At 40.8% G+C, this 19,413-nt stretch carries 13 protein-coding genes and 1 riboswitch; of the genes, 4 read left to right on the top strand and 9 right to left on the bottom strand.

All coding sequences use genetic code 11. The features are described from left to right. Nucleotides 1–85 precede the first annotated feature (85 nt). Together FNZ24_RS01505 and FNZ24_RS01500 are read left to right on the top strand one after the other, a co-directional pair. Complete coding sequence (locus FNZ24_RS01505) at nucleotides 86–466, top strand: DUF4144 family protein (protein ID WP_153912661.1); 381 nt, start codon at nucleotides 86–88, stop codon at nucleotides 464–466. A gap of 92 nt (nucleotides 467–558) precedes the next feature. Beyond that, on the top strand, nucleotides 559–1,689 hold the full coding sequence (locus tag FNZ24_RS01500; RefSeq protein ID WP_153912660.1) for a site-2 protease family protein: 1,131 nt from the start codon (nucleotides 559–561) through the stop codon (nucleotides 1,687–1,689). Nucleotides 1,690–1,758: 69 nt separating this feature from the next. Here FNZ24_RS01500 and FNZ24_RS01495 read toward each other — a convergent pair whose 3' ends face one another. The 3 genes from FNZ24_RS01495 to FNZ24_RS01485 form a co-directional block, all read right to left on the bottom strand. Continuing rightward, a complete protein-coding gene (locus tag FNZ24_RS01495) occupies nucleotides 1,759–2,979 on the bottom strand; it encodes a succinylglutamate desuccinylase/aspartoacylase family protein (RefSeq protein WP_153912659.1) in 1,221 nt (406 codons plus the stop codon). A gap of 36 nt (nucleotides 2,980–3,015) precedes the next feature. Further along, nucleotides 3,016–4,365 (bottom strand): lysine-sensitive aspartokinase 3, encoded by a 1,350-nt coding sequence (gene lysC / locus FNZ24_RS01490; RefSeq protein ID WP_153912658.1) that lies wholly within the window; start codon nucleotides 4,363–4,365, stop codon nucleotides 3,016–3,018. A 140-nt stretch (nucleotides 4,366–4,505) separates the two neighbouring features. Continuing rightward, a riboswitch (Lysine riboswitch) is annotated at nucleotides 4,506–4,682 on the bottom strand. A 582-nt stretch (nucleotides 4,683–5,264) separates the two neighbouring features. Then, nucleotides 5,265–5,699 carry a DUF3293 domain-containing protein gene (locus tag FNZ24_RS01485; protein WP_153912657.1) on the bottom strand — a complete coding sequence of 145 codons (435 nt, stop codon included), beginning with the start codon at nucleotides 5,697–5,699 and terminating at the stop codon, nucleotides 5,265–5,267. Between the two features lie 682 nt (nucleotides 5,700–6,381). On the opposite strand from FNZ24_RS01485, the gene arcA reads away from it, so the two are divergent. Continuing rightward, nucleotides 6,382–7,098 carry a two-component system response regulator ArcA gene (arcA, locus tag FNZ24_RS01480; protein WP_102526580.1) on the top strand — a complete coding sequence of 239 codons (717 nt, stop codon included), beginning with the start codon at nucleotides 6,382–6,384 and terminating at the stop codon, nucleotides 7,096–7,098. Nucleotides 7,099–7,379: 281 nt separating this feature from the next. Here the strand turns inward: arcA and FNZ24_RS01475 are convergent, their stop codons facing one another. Continuing rightward, nucleotides 7,380–9,656, bottom strand: coding sequence for a S9 family peptidase (locus FNZ24_RS01475; RefSeq protein ID WP_194944971.1), 2,277 nt, complete (start codon nucleotides 9,654–9,656; stop codon nucleotides 7,380–7,382). Between the two features lie 237 nt (nucleotides 9,657–9,893). Between FNZ24_RS01475 and FNZ24_RS01470 the strand changes: the two genes are divergently transcribed. Then, complete coding sequence (locus FNZ24_RS01470) at nucleotides 9,894–10,886, top strand: class 1 fructose-bisphosphatase (RefSeq protein ID WP_153912655.1); 993 nt, start codon at nucleotides 9,894–9,896, stop codon at nucleotides 10,884–10,886. 91 nt (nucleotides 10,887–10,977) lie between these two features. On the opposite strand, the gene FNZ24_RS01465 is transcribed toward FNZ24_RS01470, so the two are convergent. From FNZ24_RS01465 to FNZ24_RS01445, 5 genes are all read right to left on the bottom strand, one after another. Beyond that, nucleotides 10,978–11,733 carry a thioredoxin family protein gene (locus FNZ24_RS01465; protein ID WP_153912654.1) on the bottom strand — a complete coding sequence of 252 codons (756 nt, stop codon included), beginning with the start codon at nucleotides 11,731–11,733 and terminating at the stop codon, nucleotides 10,978–10,980. Between the two features lie 145 nt (nucleotides 11,734–11,878). After that, on the bottom strand, nucleotides 11,879–13,123 hold the full coding sequence (locus tag FNZ24_RS01460; RefSeq protein WP_153912653.1) for a dicarboxylate/amino acid:cation symporter: 1,245 nt from the start codon (nucleotides 13,121–13,123) through the stop codon (nucleotides 11,879–11,881). A 541-nt stretch (nucleotides 13,124–13,664) separates the two neighbouring features. Further along, a complete protein-coding gene (locus FNZ24_RS01455) occupies nucleotides 13,665–14,885 on the bottom strand; it encodes a phosphoenolpyruvate carboxylase (RefSeq protein ID WP_153912652.1) in 1,221 nt (406 codons plus the stop codon). Continuing rightward, the gene (locus FNZ24_RS01450; protein ID WP_153912740.1) at nucleotides 14,882–15,529 is read right to left on the bottom strand and encodes a condensin complex protein MksE; all 648 of its coding nucleotides are present in this window, start codon (nucleotides 15,527–15,529) and stop codon (nucleotides 14,882–14,884) included. Before FNZ24_RS01450 ends, FNZ24_RS01455 begins: the two co-directional genes overlap by 4 nt. 59 nt (nucleotides 15,530–15,588) lie before the next feature. Beyond that, nucleotides 15,589–19,263 (bottom strand): ATP-binding protein, encoded by a 3,675-nt coding sequence (locus FNZ24_RS01445; protein WP_153912651.1) that lies wholly within the window; start codon nucleotides 19,261–19,263, stop codon nucleotides 15,589–15,591. Between the last annotated feature and the right edge of the window lie 150 nt (nucleotides 19,264–19,413).

Raw genomic sequence — 19,413 nt, 5'->3', positions numbered from 1 at the left:
ATGTTTAAGTACAAGTGACTTAACTCAAATGAATTAACTCAAGCGAATTGAAATTTGCACATTAAATGTAGAAGTGACGGTTCCCATGCAGACGATTTGTTGGCCAGCAATCATTAAGCAACAAGACAGTGAAGAACTGATTTACTTAGCCAGTGAAAGAGACTGGCTAGAGTTTTGCTGCCTACAACCACACATAAGTGAGCACCGCGATCAGTTACTAGACAGTGCAGGCGTAACCTTTGATATTGTTATTGAACCAGTTTTACAGCCAACATTAGTTCATGGCTCACAACCAACGGCAGATTTACCCCAACTAGAAATAAGCCAACAGCCAATCGATATTGTCAGCTTTATTCATTTGGTTCGACAACACGCAGTATTAAACGGCCATTGCTGCAGTGCTAAACTAATTTTTAGTGATATAAAGCAAGGGATTGAAACTGTCGCTTATCTTGAATCTATTTAGCTTGAGTCTCCCATACCGCTCAGGCAGAATGCCTAACTTAATCAAACCACCAATCATCGACCTATGATCTCAACAATGGAACAGCTAAATATATGGAACTGCTGAATATAGAATGCCTTGGCAAACGTTTACGATTAGAAGGCTCTATGGCGGGTTGGCAGCAACTATATTGGGACAACCAGTTAGTTTCACAAAAGTCTGCTTCTGTGGATAACCAAGCCTTTAATATCCACGAATTTGAATTATCACGTCCAGCCTCCTTGGAGCCCGCCAGTACAGACGCGGTCATAACTGAAGCCAGTAGAAAAGTGATTAAAGTGCGCTTAGAGGCCGATGTTCAGTGGCAACCATTTTTAATCAATTATGTGGCTCTAGTTGATAACGAGACTGTTGCTGAAGGGCAACGAAATACAAAAGACATCGAACAACAAGTTCCTGAAGTTGCTCCCGTAAAAACACAAAAATTTAGCATGATTGGCTTAGCCTCGTTGGGCTTTAAATTACTTAAAAGTGCCAAGGTGATTAAAGCGATGTTAGCCGCTGCCAGTGTGGCAGCCTATTCTTGGTTATTCTCAATAGAGTTTGCATTGGCGTTGATTGCTTGTTTGGTTATTCATGAATATGGTCATATCAAAGCAATGAAACACTTTGGAATGAAAACCAAAGGCATATACCTCATTCCGTTTATGGGGGGATTAGCAGTTAGTGATGAGCGAATAAACACCCGCTGGCAAAATGTTGTCATATCAATCATGGGACCAACATTTGGATTGTTGATGTCCATTGGCTGTATGGTGGCGTATTGGATAACTGGCAATATCTTTTTTGCAGGCCTCGCTAGTTTTAACGCCTTATTAAATCTGTTTAACCTACTCCCAATACTCCCCTTAGATGGCGGGCACATACTTAAAAGTATCACGTTCTCAATGAACAGCATGGTCGGGCTTATTGCCTGTATTGCAGGAGCTGCAGTTGGCGTGTTTATTAGTTACAGTCTGGGATTAGCTTTATTGGGCTTTTTACTGTTAATCGGTAGTCTTGAGATAGTGTTTGAATGGAAAACCCGTCATCAAAGCCACCTATTACCTTTAGATAGATACGGTCAAATTTTCTCAACCATCTGGTACTTTTTAACCGTCGCTATTTTGATTGGCATAATCTGGTACTTTGCAGGCTCTGGCGATGACATGCTAGCCATGCCACTCGAAATTCTAAAAAGCTAATCCAAGCTTAAGTGATAAAGAATATGAAAGTGTGTTGAGCTTTAACTTATTAGTTAAAAACATCATTTGTTAAAGCTCAAACACTTCTGTCATCACTTTATAAAGCTCTGTTCCTTGATGAACCGAGGCTGATGCAAAGTGCAAAACAGGCACACAATCACAGGGTAGACTTACAGACTCCAAAGCTTGTTCAGACCCATATTGATCAAGCCTTAACAGCGTAACCAGTGGCTCACCAGCCGCCAAGGGTTTACCCACTTCAGCGCAGTATTCAACTAAGCCTGCTTTTGGGGCATGAAACTTTTTGTAATTGGCTAAAAAGCATCCCCAACGCGGCATTTCTGCAGGTTTCACTTTCTCTTTAATCACTCCGCGGTGACTTAAATACGCCAAAATTCCTAGCGCATCTTCTTTTGCATCAATCATATCGATACGTTCTTGGCTAGCAAGCTCCAATGTAAATGCAGCAACAGGTACATTAAACTCACGACCTTGCGTTGCACAATATTGTTGCAGCTGCCACCAAGGATAAAAAGCCGCTTCATCCATCGCGCCGCCAAATTCATTTGGGATAATCAATGAAAATGGTATTGAGAAGAAGCTTGCGGAATCAATATCATATTCTGGGCAGTATAGATGTTTCGCTGACTTTGGCCCTGTGTGTAAGTCCAACACAATGTCAGCCTCATGAGCCATTGATTGAAGAGTTACGGCTAACTGATGGCCAGTGCTAACTCCCCAAGAATTATTCAATCGATCTTGGCAACTACTCAGTAACCGTTGTCGAAAAGCGCTAAAAAGATCAGCGTCAGAAAGCTGCTTATTAGATTCAAACCAATTGGGAATATCAGCCACAATAGCAGCATGTTCATAGTACTCACGGTTCCAATTAACCCCAGTAATAGGGTCAAAACGGCCTAAAGTGAACTCACCACTTTTATGATTGATACCTAATGGATTCGCTAAAGGAACACAATGAATATCACCTAGTACAGTATAACCTTCTAATAAGGTCATTAACTGGTGAATAACTGCATTACCCTGCACTTCAGCGCCATGAACATTGGCCTGTATATAAACAGATGGAGCAGCACTACTACCTCCGCGATAACTCTCGCTATGAACCCCAGCATTACTCTCAGAATCACTCGCAGAATCACTCGCAGAATCAATCTCAGAATCACAGCCTTTAAAAGTGTAAACAGGCGCAGTTAATGCCTGACCTGTTGCTAATTCACCTAAGGTTACTGAAGATACTAGCGCTTTAGAAGTAGAGCTTGCTGCTGTCATTTATTTGCCTTAATGCTTTAAACCAACGGGCTTAATTTATTCAAACAGGTTTTGATGTAATGAATTTACCACATCAGCTGCTTCAGATTCTGCCACCAAAACGCATAAATTGTGTGGGCTAGCACCTTGGCAGATCATCCGAACATTATGCTTTTCTAGCACTGAAAAAACGCGGCTACAGATCCCCGCCGTCGAAGCAATTTTATTACCAATTATCGCAACTAAAGCAAGTTTATCTTCTACTCTTACACGGCAATGTTGGGATAACTCTTGTAATAGTGATTCACTTAATAACCCCTGACCACTTGAGTCTGACCCCGTTTTATCCAAGGTAAGAGATACGTTTACTTCTGAAGTCGTGATTAAATCTACTGAAATTTTGTGTTTGGCCAATGTCGCGAAAGTTTCAGCTAAAAAACCTTGAGCATGTAACATCTGCAGACTATGTAAATTCAATAAGGTTTGATCACGTCTTAGTGCAACGGCGCGAAAAACCGGGACCTCTTCGACTTGATGACGGATCCAGGTTCCACCTTGCTCTGGTGCTTTACTAGAGCCAACAAACACCTGAATTTTTTGACGAACAGCGGGTAAAATCGTTGCAGGGTGCAAGACTTTAGCACCGAAGGTTGCCATTTCAGCTGCTTCATTAAAACTGATTTCAGGGATTGGTCTCGCGTTAGGCGCTAATCGAGGATCGGTTGTATAGATACCGGCAACATCAGTCCAAATTTCGACTGCGTCTGCTTTTAGTGCCTCAGCTAATAATGCAGCAGAGTAATCACTACCACCACGACCTAAAGTTGTAGTATTGCCCTCACTGTCAGCACCTATAAATCCCTGAGTCACGATAACTTGCGAGCTAAGCAGTGGCGCTAAATGCTCAGCACCTAAAGATGCAATGAGTTCAATTTGAGGTTCTGCACGACCAAAGTGGCTATCTGTTCTTAGAACTTGTCTAACATCAAATGCACTTGAAGGTGTTCCTTTTTGACGAATAACTGCGGAGAATAACAGTGATGAACATTGCTCGCCCATGGATAACAGTTCATCAATAATAGCTTTACTTCTATCAAGGACTAACGCATCGCTTAGTACTGACATGCGACTTAACAGTTTATCGATTGTGGCAGCAACATCTTGCGGACGCTCAAGCTTATCTACAATGTCGTATTGCACTTGGGCAATTTGAGTCAATAAAGCCATGCGACGTTGATCGTTCACATTTGCTTGAGTCAGCTCAACTAAAAGATTAGTCACACCACTTGAAGCACTAACGACAACAACACGGGTATTTGGATTAGTAAGAATGATATCTGCGCAGCGATTCATCGCCGCAAAGTCAGCAACCGAGGTTCCACCAAATTTAGCAACAACTAAACTCATGACAACACCTCAACGACAGGCTGATCAGAAAAAACAAATTGAATAACAAGATTTAAAAACATGGTTACACTCCGAACTTACTTCGTTCGAAGAGCCTGGTGCAGTGATAACGCACCCTTAAAGAAGGGAAACAGCAATCTTTCACCAGAAGCTCTCCACCAATTAATAGGTGACAATCGTTAGGATTCAGCCTAATCGACCGATATGAAGTAAAACCAATCACTTCGAATATCTCGGCGCTAATCTCCCTCATAAGTCATCAACGGAATTGGTTTTCCTGAAACTTACTACCTAGCTAACGCTCCTCTTCTGTCTCCTCCCTAGGGAAGAAATTGAAAAATACCAATAAATACCCACCTAAGTCAATTTAGAAATGTAATAAATTTACCAAAAAATAGAATATGTAGAATAAGACACTTAAAAGGTATTCGATACTTAAGCTTAGATTTAATCGAATTTGGTAATAAAGCTATTGATTTAAATGAAAAAGGCAGGAACTTAAAAAAAATTTAATGCAATATATGAATGAGTATTGCACAAATAAAAATATAAAAAACTCCGTTATACAGGCTATGCGTAAGAAAGCCTCATTATACGTAAAGGGACCACGAAAGCTTGAGGTGCAACCAATAACATGAGTCATATTCTAGACAGATAACAAGCTAGCTAACATGTTAGTCAGAGTACATGCTAGACAGAATTAAAGTTCACTTCCCTGCACCTGCTTCGTATTAATTCAGTAATTGAAAAAACAGCAAGTCTAGCTCTAGAGTAAAGCTGTAACGCTCATTCAAACTCAGTAAACTAATCACACTAAGTAAACTAAAAGCAGGGTTAAGCGGCACTCTATATTTATTTTAACTCTGAGTTACGTATTCTAACTGAGAGTTAACCCTGCACTAATCGTGCAGGTCTGGCAGCTCATTAACCACTTGTGTTCGTGCAATAAAGTCACCAATCATGACTTCTGAGTCTGGCGCATCCCCACAAGCAACTAACGACAATAAACCTTGATTGACGTAATAAATGGCATGTTGTTTAAATTCACGTCCTAATTCTAGTGCTTGCTGCTTATCAATAAATACTGCCCAGCTTTTTTCCATATGGGACAAATCAGGAGCTGCACCGATTAAAGAACGATAAGGACTGTTATATTGCTCAATTTTACGCTGTAACCTTCGATCAAGTAATCGATTCTGACAAGGTGTTAATACATTCCCGAGTGGGTTATGTGCAGTGACAATTGCGAAAGGAATATCATTAGATAAGCGCTGCGTTAGTAAAAATTGTGTCCCTTGATACTTGTGCCAAAGGCTATCAATTAAATTATCCATTATTCAATATTCTCTATAAAACCCAGTTAAGTCTATCAAACCCAGTGTAACTACCATAGCCCATGTGACTTAAGTCACAAGAACCAAAATTATATTTTACTTTAAAATCAGAGCTTTAGCTTTAAAACCAATTTTGTAACAATTCTAGCTAGTAAATTTGTTAACATTTCATTTGTTAACAAATGCCTAAAACGAGTACAATAATCACCACTAGCTAGATTTTGCTACATAAATATAAGTTGTGATACAGGCCGTTACATTTGTCGGTGCATTTTTTAACCACAAAGTATTCACGCTTGAACATTTTGTTCTACATTTTATAGAGTAAATATAGAACAATTATTAAATTGCCACGGAACTTTAATAAGCAATTTAATCTCATAGTGTAAAGAATCATGGTTTTAATAAATATTTCGACTGATTGTGAGCTTGTACATTCTCAGCATACAATCTGAATATTGATTTTTTATGATCACATTTATGTCACGTATATCTCATTTAATGGTGAATTAATCTGAGTGTATATAATGTAGCTAGTCATGAAGCGTGTTTTGTTCAGGGCAGACATAGATAAACACCTATCGTGAAATTTATAAATTATCGGCGTTTTCATTAATACATAGCGCCACCGCCCTAGTGCAACATGACTAGAATCGAATTGTTTTTAATTTAGGTAAATAACATGCAAAACCCACACATTCTTATTGTTGAAGATGAAGCTGTAACCCGTAATACACTGCGCAGTATTTTTGAAGCAGAAGGGTATGTAGTAACTGAAGCAAACGATGGCGCAGAAATGCACAAAGCCATGCAGGATAATAAGATTAATCTTGTTGTTATGGATATCAATCTTCCTGGTAAAAACGGTTTACTGTTAGCTCGTGAACTTCGCGAAATTAACAACATCGGCCTTATCTTCTTAACTGGTCGTGACAACGAAGTTGACAAAATTCTTGGTCTTGAAATTGGCGCTGATGATTACATCACTAAGCCATTCAACCCACGTGAATTAACCATCCGTGCTCGTAACCTTTTAACTCGTGTTAACAGCGCTGGTGCAGAGATTGAAGAAAAAGGCTCTGTAGAGTTCTACCGTTTCAACGGTTGGAGCTTAGAAATCAACAGCCGTTCTTTAGTAAGCCCACAAGGTGAGTCTTACAAGCTTCCACGCAGTGAATTCCGTGCAATGCTTCACTTTGTAGAAAACCCAGGCAAAATCTTAACTCGTGCAGACTTGTTAATGAAGATGACTGGCCGTGAGCTTAAGCCACATGACCGTACTGTTGACGTAACTATTCGTCGTATCCGTAAGCATTTCGAAAGCTTACCAGATACGCCAGAAATCATCGCGACTATTCACGGTGAAGGCTATCGTTTTTGCGGTAACTTAGAAGACTAATTTCACTTAAGTGAAATCAAAAAAGCCAAGTCATCGACTTGGCTTTTTTATTGGCTGTAATTCAGCTTAATTGACAAACTATATTACGAATATTATTTATCCAAAGTTCAGTCTCGAAGCGAAAGGGTAAACTAGGCTTTAAATATCGAGACGTTACTTCTTATAAATGTTTTTTAACTTATCGAGTTATTTACGCCTTTTGTCTTTAAATAATTCAATAAAGCTCATCAAACACAAAGCCCCCACAATGATATTGAGGGCGATTAGTACCGCGACCGTCATTACTTCAACTCATTTTCCAAGAAAGCAGCCAATGACTTATATAGGTGATTTCTAACTTTTTCACCGCGCATTGAATGTTTCGAACCTGGATAATCCATCATCTGAAATAATTTACCTTCGTCCTGCAAAGCTTTATAAACTCTTGTGCTGTTTTCAAACAACACATTGTCGTCAGCCATGCCGTGATACATCATCAATCCTGATTGATAATTTTTCACGTAAGGTAAAACACTACCCGCATCATACCCTTTTTTATTTTTATCAGGATGACCCATGTAGCGTTCTGTGTAATGTGTATCATATAAACGCCAATCTGTGACCGGTGCGCCAGATATCGCCGCTTTAAAATAATCAGGGGCTTTAAATTGCGCCATTAACGCCATATAACCGCCGTAACTATGGCCATAAATCGCAATGTTTTCACCATCGATATACGGCAAACTACGTAAATGATCGACGCCCACTTTTTGATCGTCAACTTCAGCATCGCCCATATTTTGGTATATGACATATTCGAATTCAGTGCCTCTATGAGCCGAACCACGATTGTCTAACTGAAACACGGCAAAACCTTGTTGCAATAAGTACTGAGTAAAGTAATCCGCTTCACTCCAGCTATTTACTACTAACTGAGCATGTGGACCACCATAAACTCTAACGACTACTGGATACTGTTTAGTTTGATCAAATGGTACAGGCTTAAATAAACGGTATTGCAGTGCTTGGCCGTCTTCAGCTTTTAATTCCCCGAATTCAGGCATTTGCCAAAGACCAGCATAATCGTACAAAGGGTGAGATTTATTCACTTCATTTTGTTCAACCCAAGCTAATTGCTTGCCATTTTCATCATGTAAGCTCACTTGTGGCGGCTGACTTAGACTATTGAAGTAATCTAAGTAAACAGGTTTATTATCTGCAAATACCGCAGAATGCATACCGCTTCGGCTGGAGATTTTTTCAATTTCACCGCCAGTTAATGGCACTCGGTATAAATGACGTTCGACCACAGAATCTTTACGGCCAGAGAAATACACCCAACCGCCTTTTTCATCAACTAATTCCAGCGCATCTACCACCCAATCACCTTGGGTTAATTGTTGCTGCACTTTGCCATTTAAATCAAACAGGTAAAGGTGGTTAAAACCATCACGTTCTGACGCCCAAATGAAAGATTTTTGTTGTTTTAAAAACTGTAAATCGTCATTAAGGTTAACCCAAGCTTCACTTCGCTCAGCCACTATGGTGTTAGTCTTGTTGTCACAGGTTAAATCAGCAATGCGTAAATCTAGTGATTGTTGGTCGCGACTCTGCCATTGAAATGACAAATGTTTGCTATCTGGTAACCATTTCACTCGCGGCAGATAAATATCTTTTTCTTTGCCTAAATCAATCCATGAAACTTGTTGCTCTTTTCCTTCTTTGGCAAGCGCAATCACGCCTAACTCTATTTCAACGTTTGTTTTACCCGCATATGGGTAACGTTGCTCGGTGAGTTTAATCCCATCGGCATAAATCTCATTACGAGTAACCAGTTCAACGCCAGACTCATCAATACGCGTAAAGGCAATAGATGTTTCATCTGGTGACCACCAGTAACCTGTCATGCGTCCCATTTCTTCTTGGGCAACAAATTCAGCCATACCGTTTTTTATCGGTCCTTTGCCATCAAAAGTCAGTTGGGTGAGTTTTGAGGTTTCTAGGGCTAAAACAAAAATATTCTGCTCACGTACAAACGAAACAAAGTTTCCTTTTGGTGATAACCTTGCGTCAGTAGCAAAGCCTTCACCAGTATCCAGTTCTACTGTTTTATTGTCTGCTAAGGTGAAGTAATAAAGCTTACCCGCTGCAGGAATAAGCAAAGCTTGACTATTTTCAGCCCAAAAGTACTCCATGATCCCTTGGCCATAAATGCGTTGGCGCTCGCGGCGTGCTTTTTCTTCATCCGACAATTCACCTGACGCTAAATCATCAGCATTGAGTAATATGCTGCGTTTTGACGTCTTAATGTCCATTTGCCACAAATCATAGAAATGTTGGTTATCTGCACGACTAGAAAGATAAGTGACCCGACTGCCATCAGGTGAAAGTTTAAGCCCACGAGGACTTGTTCCAGCTAAAGCTGGCGATGCATGAATTCGTTCAATCGTAAGCGGAGTGTTATTACCTGTCATATTCATTGTTGAGGCCAATACGTAGGTCGAGAAAAGAGAACTAGTCATCACTAGCGGAATTACAGATAGTACTGAAAGTGCCGTAGATTTCCATTTCGTCATCATGGTCATTCCTTACAAAAATTATGGTGTAAACTTCTTATTGTTATTTTTTTCAATTTAACCAAATACCAACCTAAAGTTGGTATTTGGCGTGAGTTTATAACAAATCGGCTCTAAGTCATATATTGCTCAGCTTTTTCACGCTGTAATGAAAGCTGATCTAAGGTATTATCTGTGGCAATAAATTAAAACATTAACCACTGGTTACCGACCTTAACCTCTACTGTCTTAGGAACAAGCATGCAAACTTTGACACAAACCCTTACAAAACAAGCTGTATCAGAATCCCTTTCACAATTAATTTTGAGCTTAGCTGATTGCTCAAAAGAAATTAGCCAAGCCGTTCGTCATGGCGCCCTCGCAGGTGTTTTAGGCGCAACAGAACAAGAAAATGTTCAAGGCGAAACGCAAAAGAAACTCGACGTTATCACTAACGACATGCTTAAAGATGCGCTAAAAGCAGAAGGCAATGTACGTGGTTTAGCATCGGAAGAAGAAGACTATGTGGTTGAAGTCAACAAACAAGGTGAATACTTGGTTTGTTTTGATCCATTAGATGGCTCTTCAAACATTGATATCAACTCTTTAGTAGGCACGATTTTCTCTGTGCTTCCTTCGCAAGAAGGCGAGTTAACTGAAGAAAGCTTTTTGCAAAACGGTCGTCAACAAGTTGCAGCTGGATATGTCCTTTATGGTCCATCAACCATGATGGCATTAACGACAGGTAATGGCACTCAGTTATATACACTTGATCCTGATACAAACGAATTCTTGTTAACAGATCCGAGTGTGAGTATCAGCCAAGACACTGCTGAGTTTGCCATTAATATGTCAAACCAACGCTTCTGGGAAGCGCCAATGCAAACTTACATTAGCGATTTATTGCTAGGTAAAATTGGCACTCGTGAGAAGTCTTTCAATATGCGCTGGATTGCAGCCATGGTGGGTGATGTACATCGCGTGTTATGTCGTGGCGGTATTTTCATGTATCCAACCGATAATAAGAACCCTGAGAAGCCATACAAGCTACGTTTAATGTATGAAGCTAATCCAATGGCATTATTAGTAGAACAAGCCGGTGGTAAAGCCTCAACTGGTTATGGTGACATCTTAGATATTGAACCAGAAGCGATTCACCAACGTGTAGCGGTAATTTTAGGGTCAGCTAACGAAGTTGAAACTTGTCTTGGCTACCATGGTCTTGATTACAGTAGTGAACCTGAAATCAGCTAAGCTGCTTATTCTAAACCTCATCTTTTAAGTGAGGTTTAACTAAAAAACCGCCAGTTGGCGGTTTTTTTATTTCGAGTATTAGGCCCGGTTATTACTGCCAGCTAAAAAGAGCATAATCGGGAAAATTCAATTTTGCTGCAGGATCTTCGGCTAACTGTAGTTTCATTGCGACAATATCCTTTTGTAATTGTGTGCGAAATTGCCACACTTCTGTCGCGACAGCTTGCAACTCATCTGACTTATCAGTATTTCCCTCCCTTACTGCAGCCCAAATCGGTCTTAAATGATCAAAGCCCAGCTTCATTTTCGCCACATTTTTTTCGGTAAATAGATCAAGTTCTGCAGAGCTATGTAATCGCGCGACTGGTTGACTACCAATACTTGAAAAGAACGCTAGATAGTCATCCATAGGAACACTGTCAGCACTTTGCCATTTAGATAAGTTTATCTCATTGAGGAGTTGGCTGGTTTCAGGGGTAATCACCATCACAGTCGGCGTGCCAAAGTAAGCGGGATAAGCATATTTTTGAGGTAAAAAGTGCATGTCATCAAAATAGCCTACATCAACAAACACAGTTTCAAAGCGATCAGATAATATGGTTTGCATTTGACTCGTCGAAAACTTAGCTGCAAGACCACGACTGTCGTGGCACCACTGTGCCCCCATCACCACCAATAACAATTTACCGTTTGCTTGTGCAGTAGACTGCGCCGATGCTACTCGCTCCATATCATTATCGTGAGCAATAAACGTATATTGTGGCAGCGCTTCACCATGATGCGTCGTTGACTGACATCCCATCAATAACATTAATGGTAATAAAATAAATCCAATCCCTAATTTCACTTAACCTTCCCTTTGATTTTTATGATAGTTAACTCAGCATATACAAAAAAGGTCTGCAAATGCAGACCTTTTGTTAACCCTATGTTCAACGAACGGTTAAGCATAGGGTTAACGGTTCCTTGAGCCCCAAAAGACTCAATCAAACTTAAGCTTTTTCAGCTTCAATTTGGTGCGGCTTTTCAGTTTGGTCAACGATGGTTAGTACCGCTGTATCACCTACGACATTACATGACGTCAACACCATATCGATGATACGGTCTAACGCTGCAACAATAGCAAACGCTTCAACTGGTAATCCCATTTGGTGAATAAGCACACCAATCATAACCATCCCGCCACCAGGAACACCACCTGCACCCACTGACAATAAGAAAACACTGAACAATAAGGCTGGAATTTGATCGCCACTAATTGGCATACCAAAAGCATTGGCAACAAAGAAGATTGCAATAGTGATGTAAATTGATACACCGCCCATGTTCATCGTCGCGCCCAGTGGCACACCAAAACCAGCAACTGCACGGTTAACACCTAACTTATCAGTCAAGGTACGCATGGTGACTGGAATCGTGGCATTTGAACTCGCCGTTGATAGCGAGAACAAGATTTGCTCACGGGTTTTTTCACGGAACTGCTTAGCACTAACTTGTGTGAAGAAGCTTACTGCATATGGGTATACCACAAAAATCCACAGTAATAACAACCCAAGAATTAGCAGTAAATATTGCACCACACTGAAGAAGATTTCAGGCTCTAGCGTCGCACCAAGCTTGAACATCAATGCAAACACACCGATAGGGGCAAGGTTCATCACCACTGAAATCAAACGCATCATAATGACGTTAGCGGTTTGAAAGCCCTTCACTGCGCCTTTAGCAACTTCACCTAATGACTTAATCACGCCACCAAGTAATAGCGCCATGAAAATGACTTGCAGCATATTGCCTGACGTAAATGCCGAGAATGGATTATTTGGTACGATATTGACAATCAAGGTCATCAAATTTGGCAGTTCAGTGGCGGTAATATCTACGCCACCAGCACTAGACATATCAACGCCTTTACCAGGCTCGATTAACATCGCTACCGCAAAAGCTGCCGTAATCGCCACTAGGGTATTAATAATGTAAAAGCTAAATGTTTTACCGCCTAAGCGACCAAAGCTTTTTAAGTCTTGAAGTTCACACACGCCACAAACGATACTGACAAACACTAATGGCACCACTAGCATCATGATCATGTTGACGAACATTTTACCTATGCCAGAAGCAACTTCGACTAATGTCCCCGAAAAGAACGCCACATCATTTAGCGCAAATTGAACGATACTACCCAGTAGTACCCCTAAGAATAACCCGATAAAAATTCGAGTCGATAATGATTTGGTCATATTTTTCTGCATTCCTAGTTCAAGCCGACTTCAGAAAGAAAACACCTAAAAACGACGATAAAATTTGTTTTAATTATTTTTAACGACAAGGATACTGAAACAAGATGCAACATATTTCAATGTTAGAGATCAATAAGTTGTAAAAGGGATTGAACGCAGATATTTACAGTGAGGTATAATTGACTGTTTTAAAACAATTAAACCATGAAATTTAATCAAATTGGCTGTTATGCCAGTTTTCAAAACCAAAACACAACTCCATAACAGCAAAATCGGTTAGTTAAATTACAAAATTAAGTTAGATACACTGGCTTAATGCAATATGTTTTGCCTTGATGCCATAACACTCGTAAGCAATAACATTTGTTACTAAATGAAATCAATCACAATGTTATCAGCAAGATCGATAAATGTATCAATATAAAACCATTTGAGTCGCTACTGTTAAATCATCACAATCAATTCGGCTGACTAAATTCTAGCCAGTAAAAAAGCAGTTAAGTTGCCTTAACTGCTTTCTCAAATAAATGATTAGCTCGGGTTATGCCAACCACAACTCGACATCGTGGATCATAAAGTTACCATTATAAACAGGATCAGGTTCACCTATGGGTTCAAGCTCAAAATACGCTTTATGCTCATCGGGCAAGCCTTCATAGCCACCAATAACTTGATACAGCCAGTTTTCCGCTTCCCACTCTAATTTATTCGCTTTGAGGTATTCCAGTGCTGACTGTCTCAGCCCTGAGTCGATCACTTCACAGAAATACTCATCAACAGCTAATTTCAGTGGATTATCAGGAATATCAAAATCCTCAACTTCTGTCATTGTGGTTTCGACATTATGCTCACGGACTTTGCTTGGAAGCAGATCGCGGCTAATCGCTTTGATTTTAGAGACAGCTTCAAGCAAGACAATTTCATGGCTTGCGTTATTAACATCGACACTAGCAGGTTTAATAATCGCTTCAGCACAATTAAACAACCTCGGTACATGCTTATGAGCGACATGATTTTCAGGTTGATAATCAGGGTGTAAATCAGTGTGCAGTAAAAATCCTTTTAATAATCGAGTTCGTCCTTGGATTTGCCTAAAGCGACCAATAAGTTCTAATAATCGACCTTGCACCGCGCTAAGCTCTAACGTGCATTGGCTTAAGGTCTCTTGTAAGTTGGTGACTAGCAAACGTCTTAATTCACGAATATCACCGGCTATTTCACTCAGTTCGCTAAACTGAAACATCTCCAAGCCATTGAGTAATTCACTAACCTGACTTTGAGCCAGTTCGTTTTCACGAATTTTGGCATTAATGCTTCCGACATAACCAAACTCATTATTGATTCGGCCCCATAACACCCTGATGGAATAGCGTAGGCTATCTGTAAAGCTATAAACATGTTCACTCAAATCAGCCAAATACGCCTCAGCTGCGCCATAATCTATATTATGACGTGCCTCTTTGTAGTGATCTGCTAAGGTCTTAATCGTTCCAAATGCAGAGCCCACATTGGCATCAATCTGTCGGTTACGCTCATCACTTAATGCTTCTTCAAGCAATGCTCGCACTGAACGCTTTAGTCGTAACTCTTCATCCGGTTCCGGTCGCCATAAAATGCCACTCTTTTTCAGCTTTTCAATCACCGCTACATCGTGGGTGGATTCACTGACAGAGCCCGCTAAATAGGCATCCATAACCACATCAGCATGACGACTGAGCTGTTTAAGCAGCTTAACCCCGGCTTGATGTAAATTATTACTCATACTAAATCCCGTTGCGTGGCTGTTTCAGCTTGCGCCTCAAGGCTTAAACCTTCTGTTTCATCAATGAAACGAATCACTTCATACAAATAATCCAGTTTGCCTGTGGCGATATAAATCTGTTTTTCGCTATTAGGTTTAACAAGATAGCCGAGCTCTACTAAACGTTTAAATACCAGCTTTATTTGGTTATCCACGTTACTGCTGGTTGAGCCGAATAATCGATATTGGCTTAACTTAGCTAATTGCTCCATAAAAGCTGGGGTATCTTCAATTCTTGCTTGCAGCTCAGTAAGTCGTATTGGGGCGCCTTCACTTAAAGGGGCATCTTGGCCACTACTTTCTTGTACTAGCACCAACCATTCAACTAAAGGGATCAGTGCTGAACAGATATCTTTAAACTGACTCGAAATAACCTTTTTCTCTTGTTCGCCTAATTGCTGATAACCACAAAAGAACACATCCCCTTCGGCTGCAGAAGAAATCGTACGATTAATCTGATTAAGGTATTGCTCAACCTTGTCAAAAGTAGTGCTATTTTTAAGGGCTCGCCAACCATCTTCATTGGTCGTGCGGCAAATAAACTCACCACGAAGTAACTGCTCTATCAGCATGCCAGTTCCGACTAATGCCGTTTCAGAAGACATTGTGCTTTGTGAAGACACTGGGTTTTTAGAGGAAAAAGTGGTTTGCATTGACTCAGACATTAGATAGCCTCCTTGTTAGCTCGTTGGCTTAAACGTTCAGCCAGCGGGTTACTTTTAGGTTTTACCACTTGCAGCTTGCGGGTTTGTTTATTAATGATGTAGCGGTTAGCAAACAGATTAAGTACTTCGGATTCTGGATTCGGAAAAGCACCTAATACACTAATGTTGTTGTTCACACAGGCATCAAAGATCTTTTTCACATTGGTATGATGCAAGGTGCCTAATTCATCAATCGGCCAATGAATAGTGACATCCGCTTTACCACGTAATAAACGCGTAAAGGCCAATAAGAACTTACACAAAATTAAGTAAGCCATACCATGGCTTGAAGATTCATTTAGCTGTCTGTCGGTGCGAATGATTAAGTCGCTGTTACCTTCTTTTAGGCGCAGTTCAATTTCAAGCAACTTAGCAATACCGCCAGATAAGGCCGAGCGACCAATAATATCAAGGGCACGGCGCATACTCGATGTGTAATGCTCATCCGGCAGTTGGCTAAAGCCATCAGCTTTCCATTGCTTGAAGGCTTTTACAAATACTTCTAGTTCAGGCCAGAACTCTAACTCACTAATTCGCGATCGGATCTTAACCGCAGACTCAGACACACCATCAAGGAACAGCTCCTCTCCCACCTCACGCGTAATGCGAGCACTTTGAGATGCAATACGACGATCAATATCGGCAAGGACATCATAATAAGCAGTTAAGTCGATACCAAAGATACGCCCTTGCTCTCGGATAGCCATTAAGGATTGCGGCACCATCACATTCAGCAGTTGCTCAAGTTGTGGCACCAGTTTGCGGTAGTCGAGCAAGCGAATGCCTTTGTCATTAGTAAAACTTGACTCATCACGAGCACGCTCCCAAAACTCAGCTAAACTCGAACCAGATTTACTGGCTATAACCGAATCAAAATGTTCGACATATTGTTTGACTGAACCCAGTAAATAATCACGCTGAAGCAGTAATTCTTCACCTTGTCTTAAACGCTCACCAATACTGCCATCAGCTTCATCTTTATTTGGAGCTAACTTTAACTCGGCAAGTTTACGCATTACAGCGCGCAGTTTAGTGAGGTTTTCTGATGCGTCGACTTGCGCCGCATCAGATGCTTTTTTAAGGGTTTCAAGCTGCTGTTTACGCTGCTTAACATCAGCCGTTTTATTGGCAAGTTGCTGTTCAAGCTCAAGTGCGGCTTGCTTCACTTTCGATAAATCAGTTTGCAACTTAGGCTTAGTGATAAGCCAAGCATTTTGGTACCAATGGTCATAACGCAATACATCACTACGACGTTTTTCAGCATTACTGATTTGGGTTTCTAATTCACGAATTTTACCTTTCAGCGCTACAATAGCAGCCTCATCAACACCGCGAGATTTAAGCTCGTTTTTATACCAAGTATCACACGCTTTTTGCTCTTGCTTGGCATTACTACGACGAGTGTCAATGTTGGCTTTTATTTGCCCTAATTGATTATCTAACGCCCCTACCACATCTTGCCAGTAGGCATTTTTTTCCATTCGCGCTTCAAGGGCTTGCTCTTTTTGCTCCGATAACCACTCTAAATGATGGTTATGTTGCTGCTTAAGCTCGTTATCTAATTGAATAAGGCGCTTGCTTGCATGGGCTTTTCTATCAGCTAGCGCTTGGTTAATTTGAGCTTGAGTACTGCGTTTTTCATCGAATAAGCGTCTGACATCTTCGCGACTGTTTTTATAAGCGGTGCGGGCAAAGGTGAGCTCTTTGTTGAGGTTATCAAGCTCATCATTAATCGCGACGAGTTGATCTTCATTTTCGCCTTTTAGCTCTTCTGCTTGTGCTAAGGCTTCTTCCGCTTTATTAAGCCTTAAGCGTAAATCCTGCTCTGATGAAGCATAATCAGGCACCTCGATCGCTTTAAGATCTAAACCGATTCCAAATAGCGCATCTTCACTTTTACCAGTAACACTTGGATGTAAATCTGTGCGATGCAGTAACTCTGGCGCAATAACTTTACCAAAGCTTTGCTCCCAACCAGGAGATTCTTTACGTAAAAACTCAAGTAAGGTATGTGACTGAGGAAACAGAACGCCTTTAACATCATCGACATCAGTAAGACGTTCATTCACACGTACACTGGCAATACGTAATGCTTCGCTGACTTGATCGCGTTTTGCACGAAGTTTGCGCTCATCAGCTGACAATCGATCGACTTTTTGATTACAGATTTCTTGCTCTTCGTCGGCGCGGCTAATGCGCTCATCAAACACCGCAAGGGTCATCTTTTCTTCTTCGGTGTATGTCACACCTTCGATTTGATGACTCAGCTCACCGCGGGTCAATTTAAGTTGATATTCTTGCTCTGCAAATGTCGCTTTTCCTGCGTCAGTTTTCTCTCGCCATAGATTTTCTAACTTGGCTAAATCGTCAGAAGAGGCTTCGCGCTGGCTATCACGGTTTTCACGTGCTTCATCTTGCTCTTCATGCAAAGACTCAAGTTCGCGATGCAGTTGCTCTGCAATTTTACTACGACGAGTACTATAGGCCGCTTCAATATCTTGGTGTTTTTCGGTTTGAAGCTTATGACGTTCGGTTAAATTTTCTAAATCACTGCGCCAATTATCTAAGCTATCTAAGTCAGCTTTAGCCTGTTCGATATTTGAATTTAAAAAGCCTTCATATTGATCTTCAATCGAGTCTAATTCGGCTTCGTATTTACGCGTATCACCTTGAGCAAACGATAACTCCTGGCTGATTTCATCACGCGCTTCTTTCCATTCTTCATCTAATAATCTTAGCTGTAAGCTGGCATCTTTTGATTCATTTTGACTGAGTTCTTGTCGCTCAGCCTCAATGGTTTCGTCTGCCCGATAACCTTTAGCCAAACTGCCGAGTCTCAATTCTGCGCTGAGTAGTTGATTAAACTCTTGTTCTAGCTTTTCAAACTCTGGACGTATTTGCTCAAAACCTTGGACTAGCTGACTTTCACGGATCCAGCTTTCTACACGCTGCGGGTTTAGGCGTGAAGTAGGTGGATTAACACCATCTTCTTCTAAAATAGCGGCAACCATCGACTTAACGGTTTCCATTTTGCCTTCTTTTGAATGCACCGCTTTAGCGAGCTTTTCAATGTGACGCAAAGAATATTCGCTGTCACAAAGCGAGAAGTGATGAGCATAGGTGCGTAACTCGCCTTTGTTACCACCAGTAGTTAATAGGCTGCGGTCGTGCTGAATAATCGCACGATATTCACGGGTATTGAGTAAGTTGGTATGAGTAACTTGCGCACGTTTCATCTCACGGCCAAGCTCTGCCATGGTATGACAGATAATCGTATCGCCGTTGCGAGTTTTTACGTAGTCATCAAGCTCAAAACCTTTCGCAATAAAACGATAGTTAACCCCCTTCCCGTCACCGGCTGATGCCATTACTGCTTGATATAAATTACCGTCGCTCTTTTGGTACTCATAAATGATATAGCTTGAGTCATGAGGTAAATACCAACGCTCAAAGCTGTCACGAGTTGAGGGGACAACTCTGCTTGGATATTCGCCATAAAACACAGGAACCAGACGCTGCAAAGTCGTCTTGCCCGATGCATTGGTACCACAAATATTAGTGTGTCCATCTAATTGAAGTTCTACTACACCAGGAAGGTGAGTATTAATTAACACTATTCTTATCAAGCTTGGCATTGGAGTCCTTTTGCGCGCAGTCAGCTAAAGTAATAAGCAGGATTTGATGACTCTTTTTTATGAGTATTTTTTACCCGCTTTGCTGATGATTTTTTACCTATGGGTAGTAAGTTAAATCAAAGCGATGAATGAAGCAATTTCGCCGATTAT

Source organism: Shewanella sp. TC10, from assembly GCF_009663145.1.
Taxonomy (GTDB): Bacteria; Pseudomonadota; Gammaproteobacteria; order Enterobacterales; family Shewanellaceae; genus Shewanella.
The sequence above is the reverse complement of the archived record's forward strand: the minus strand, read 5'-3'. Positions and strand labels throughout refer to the sequence as shown.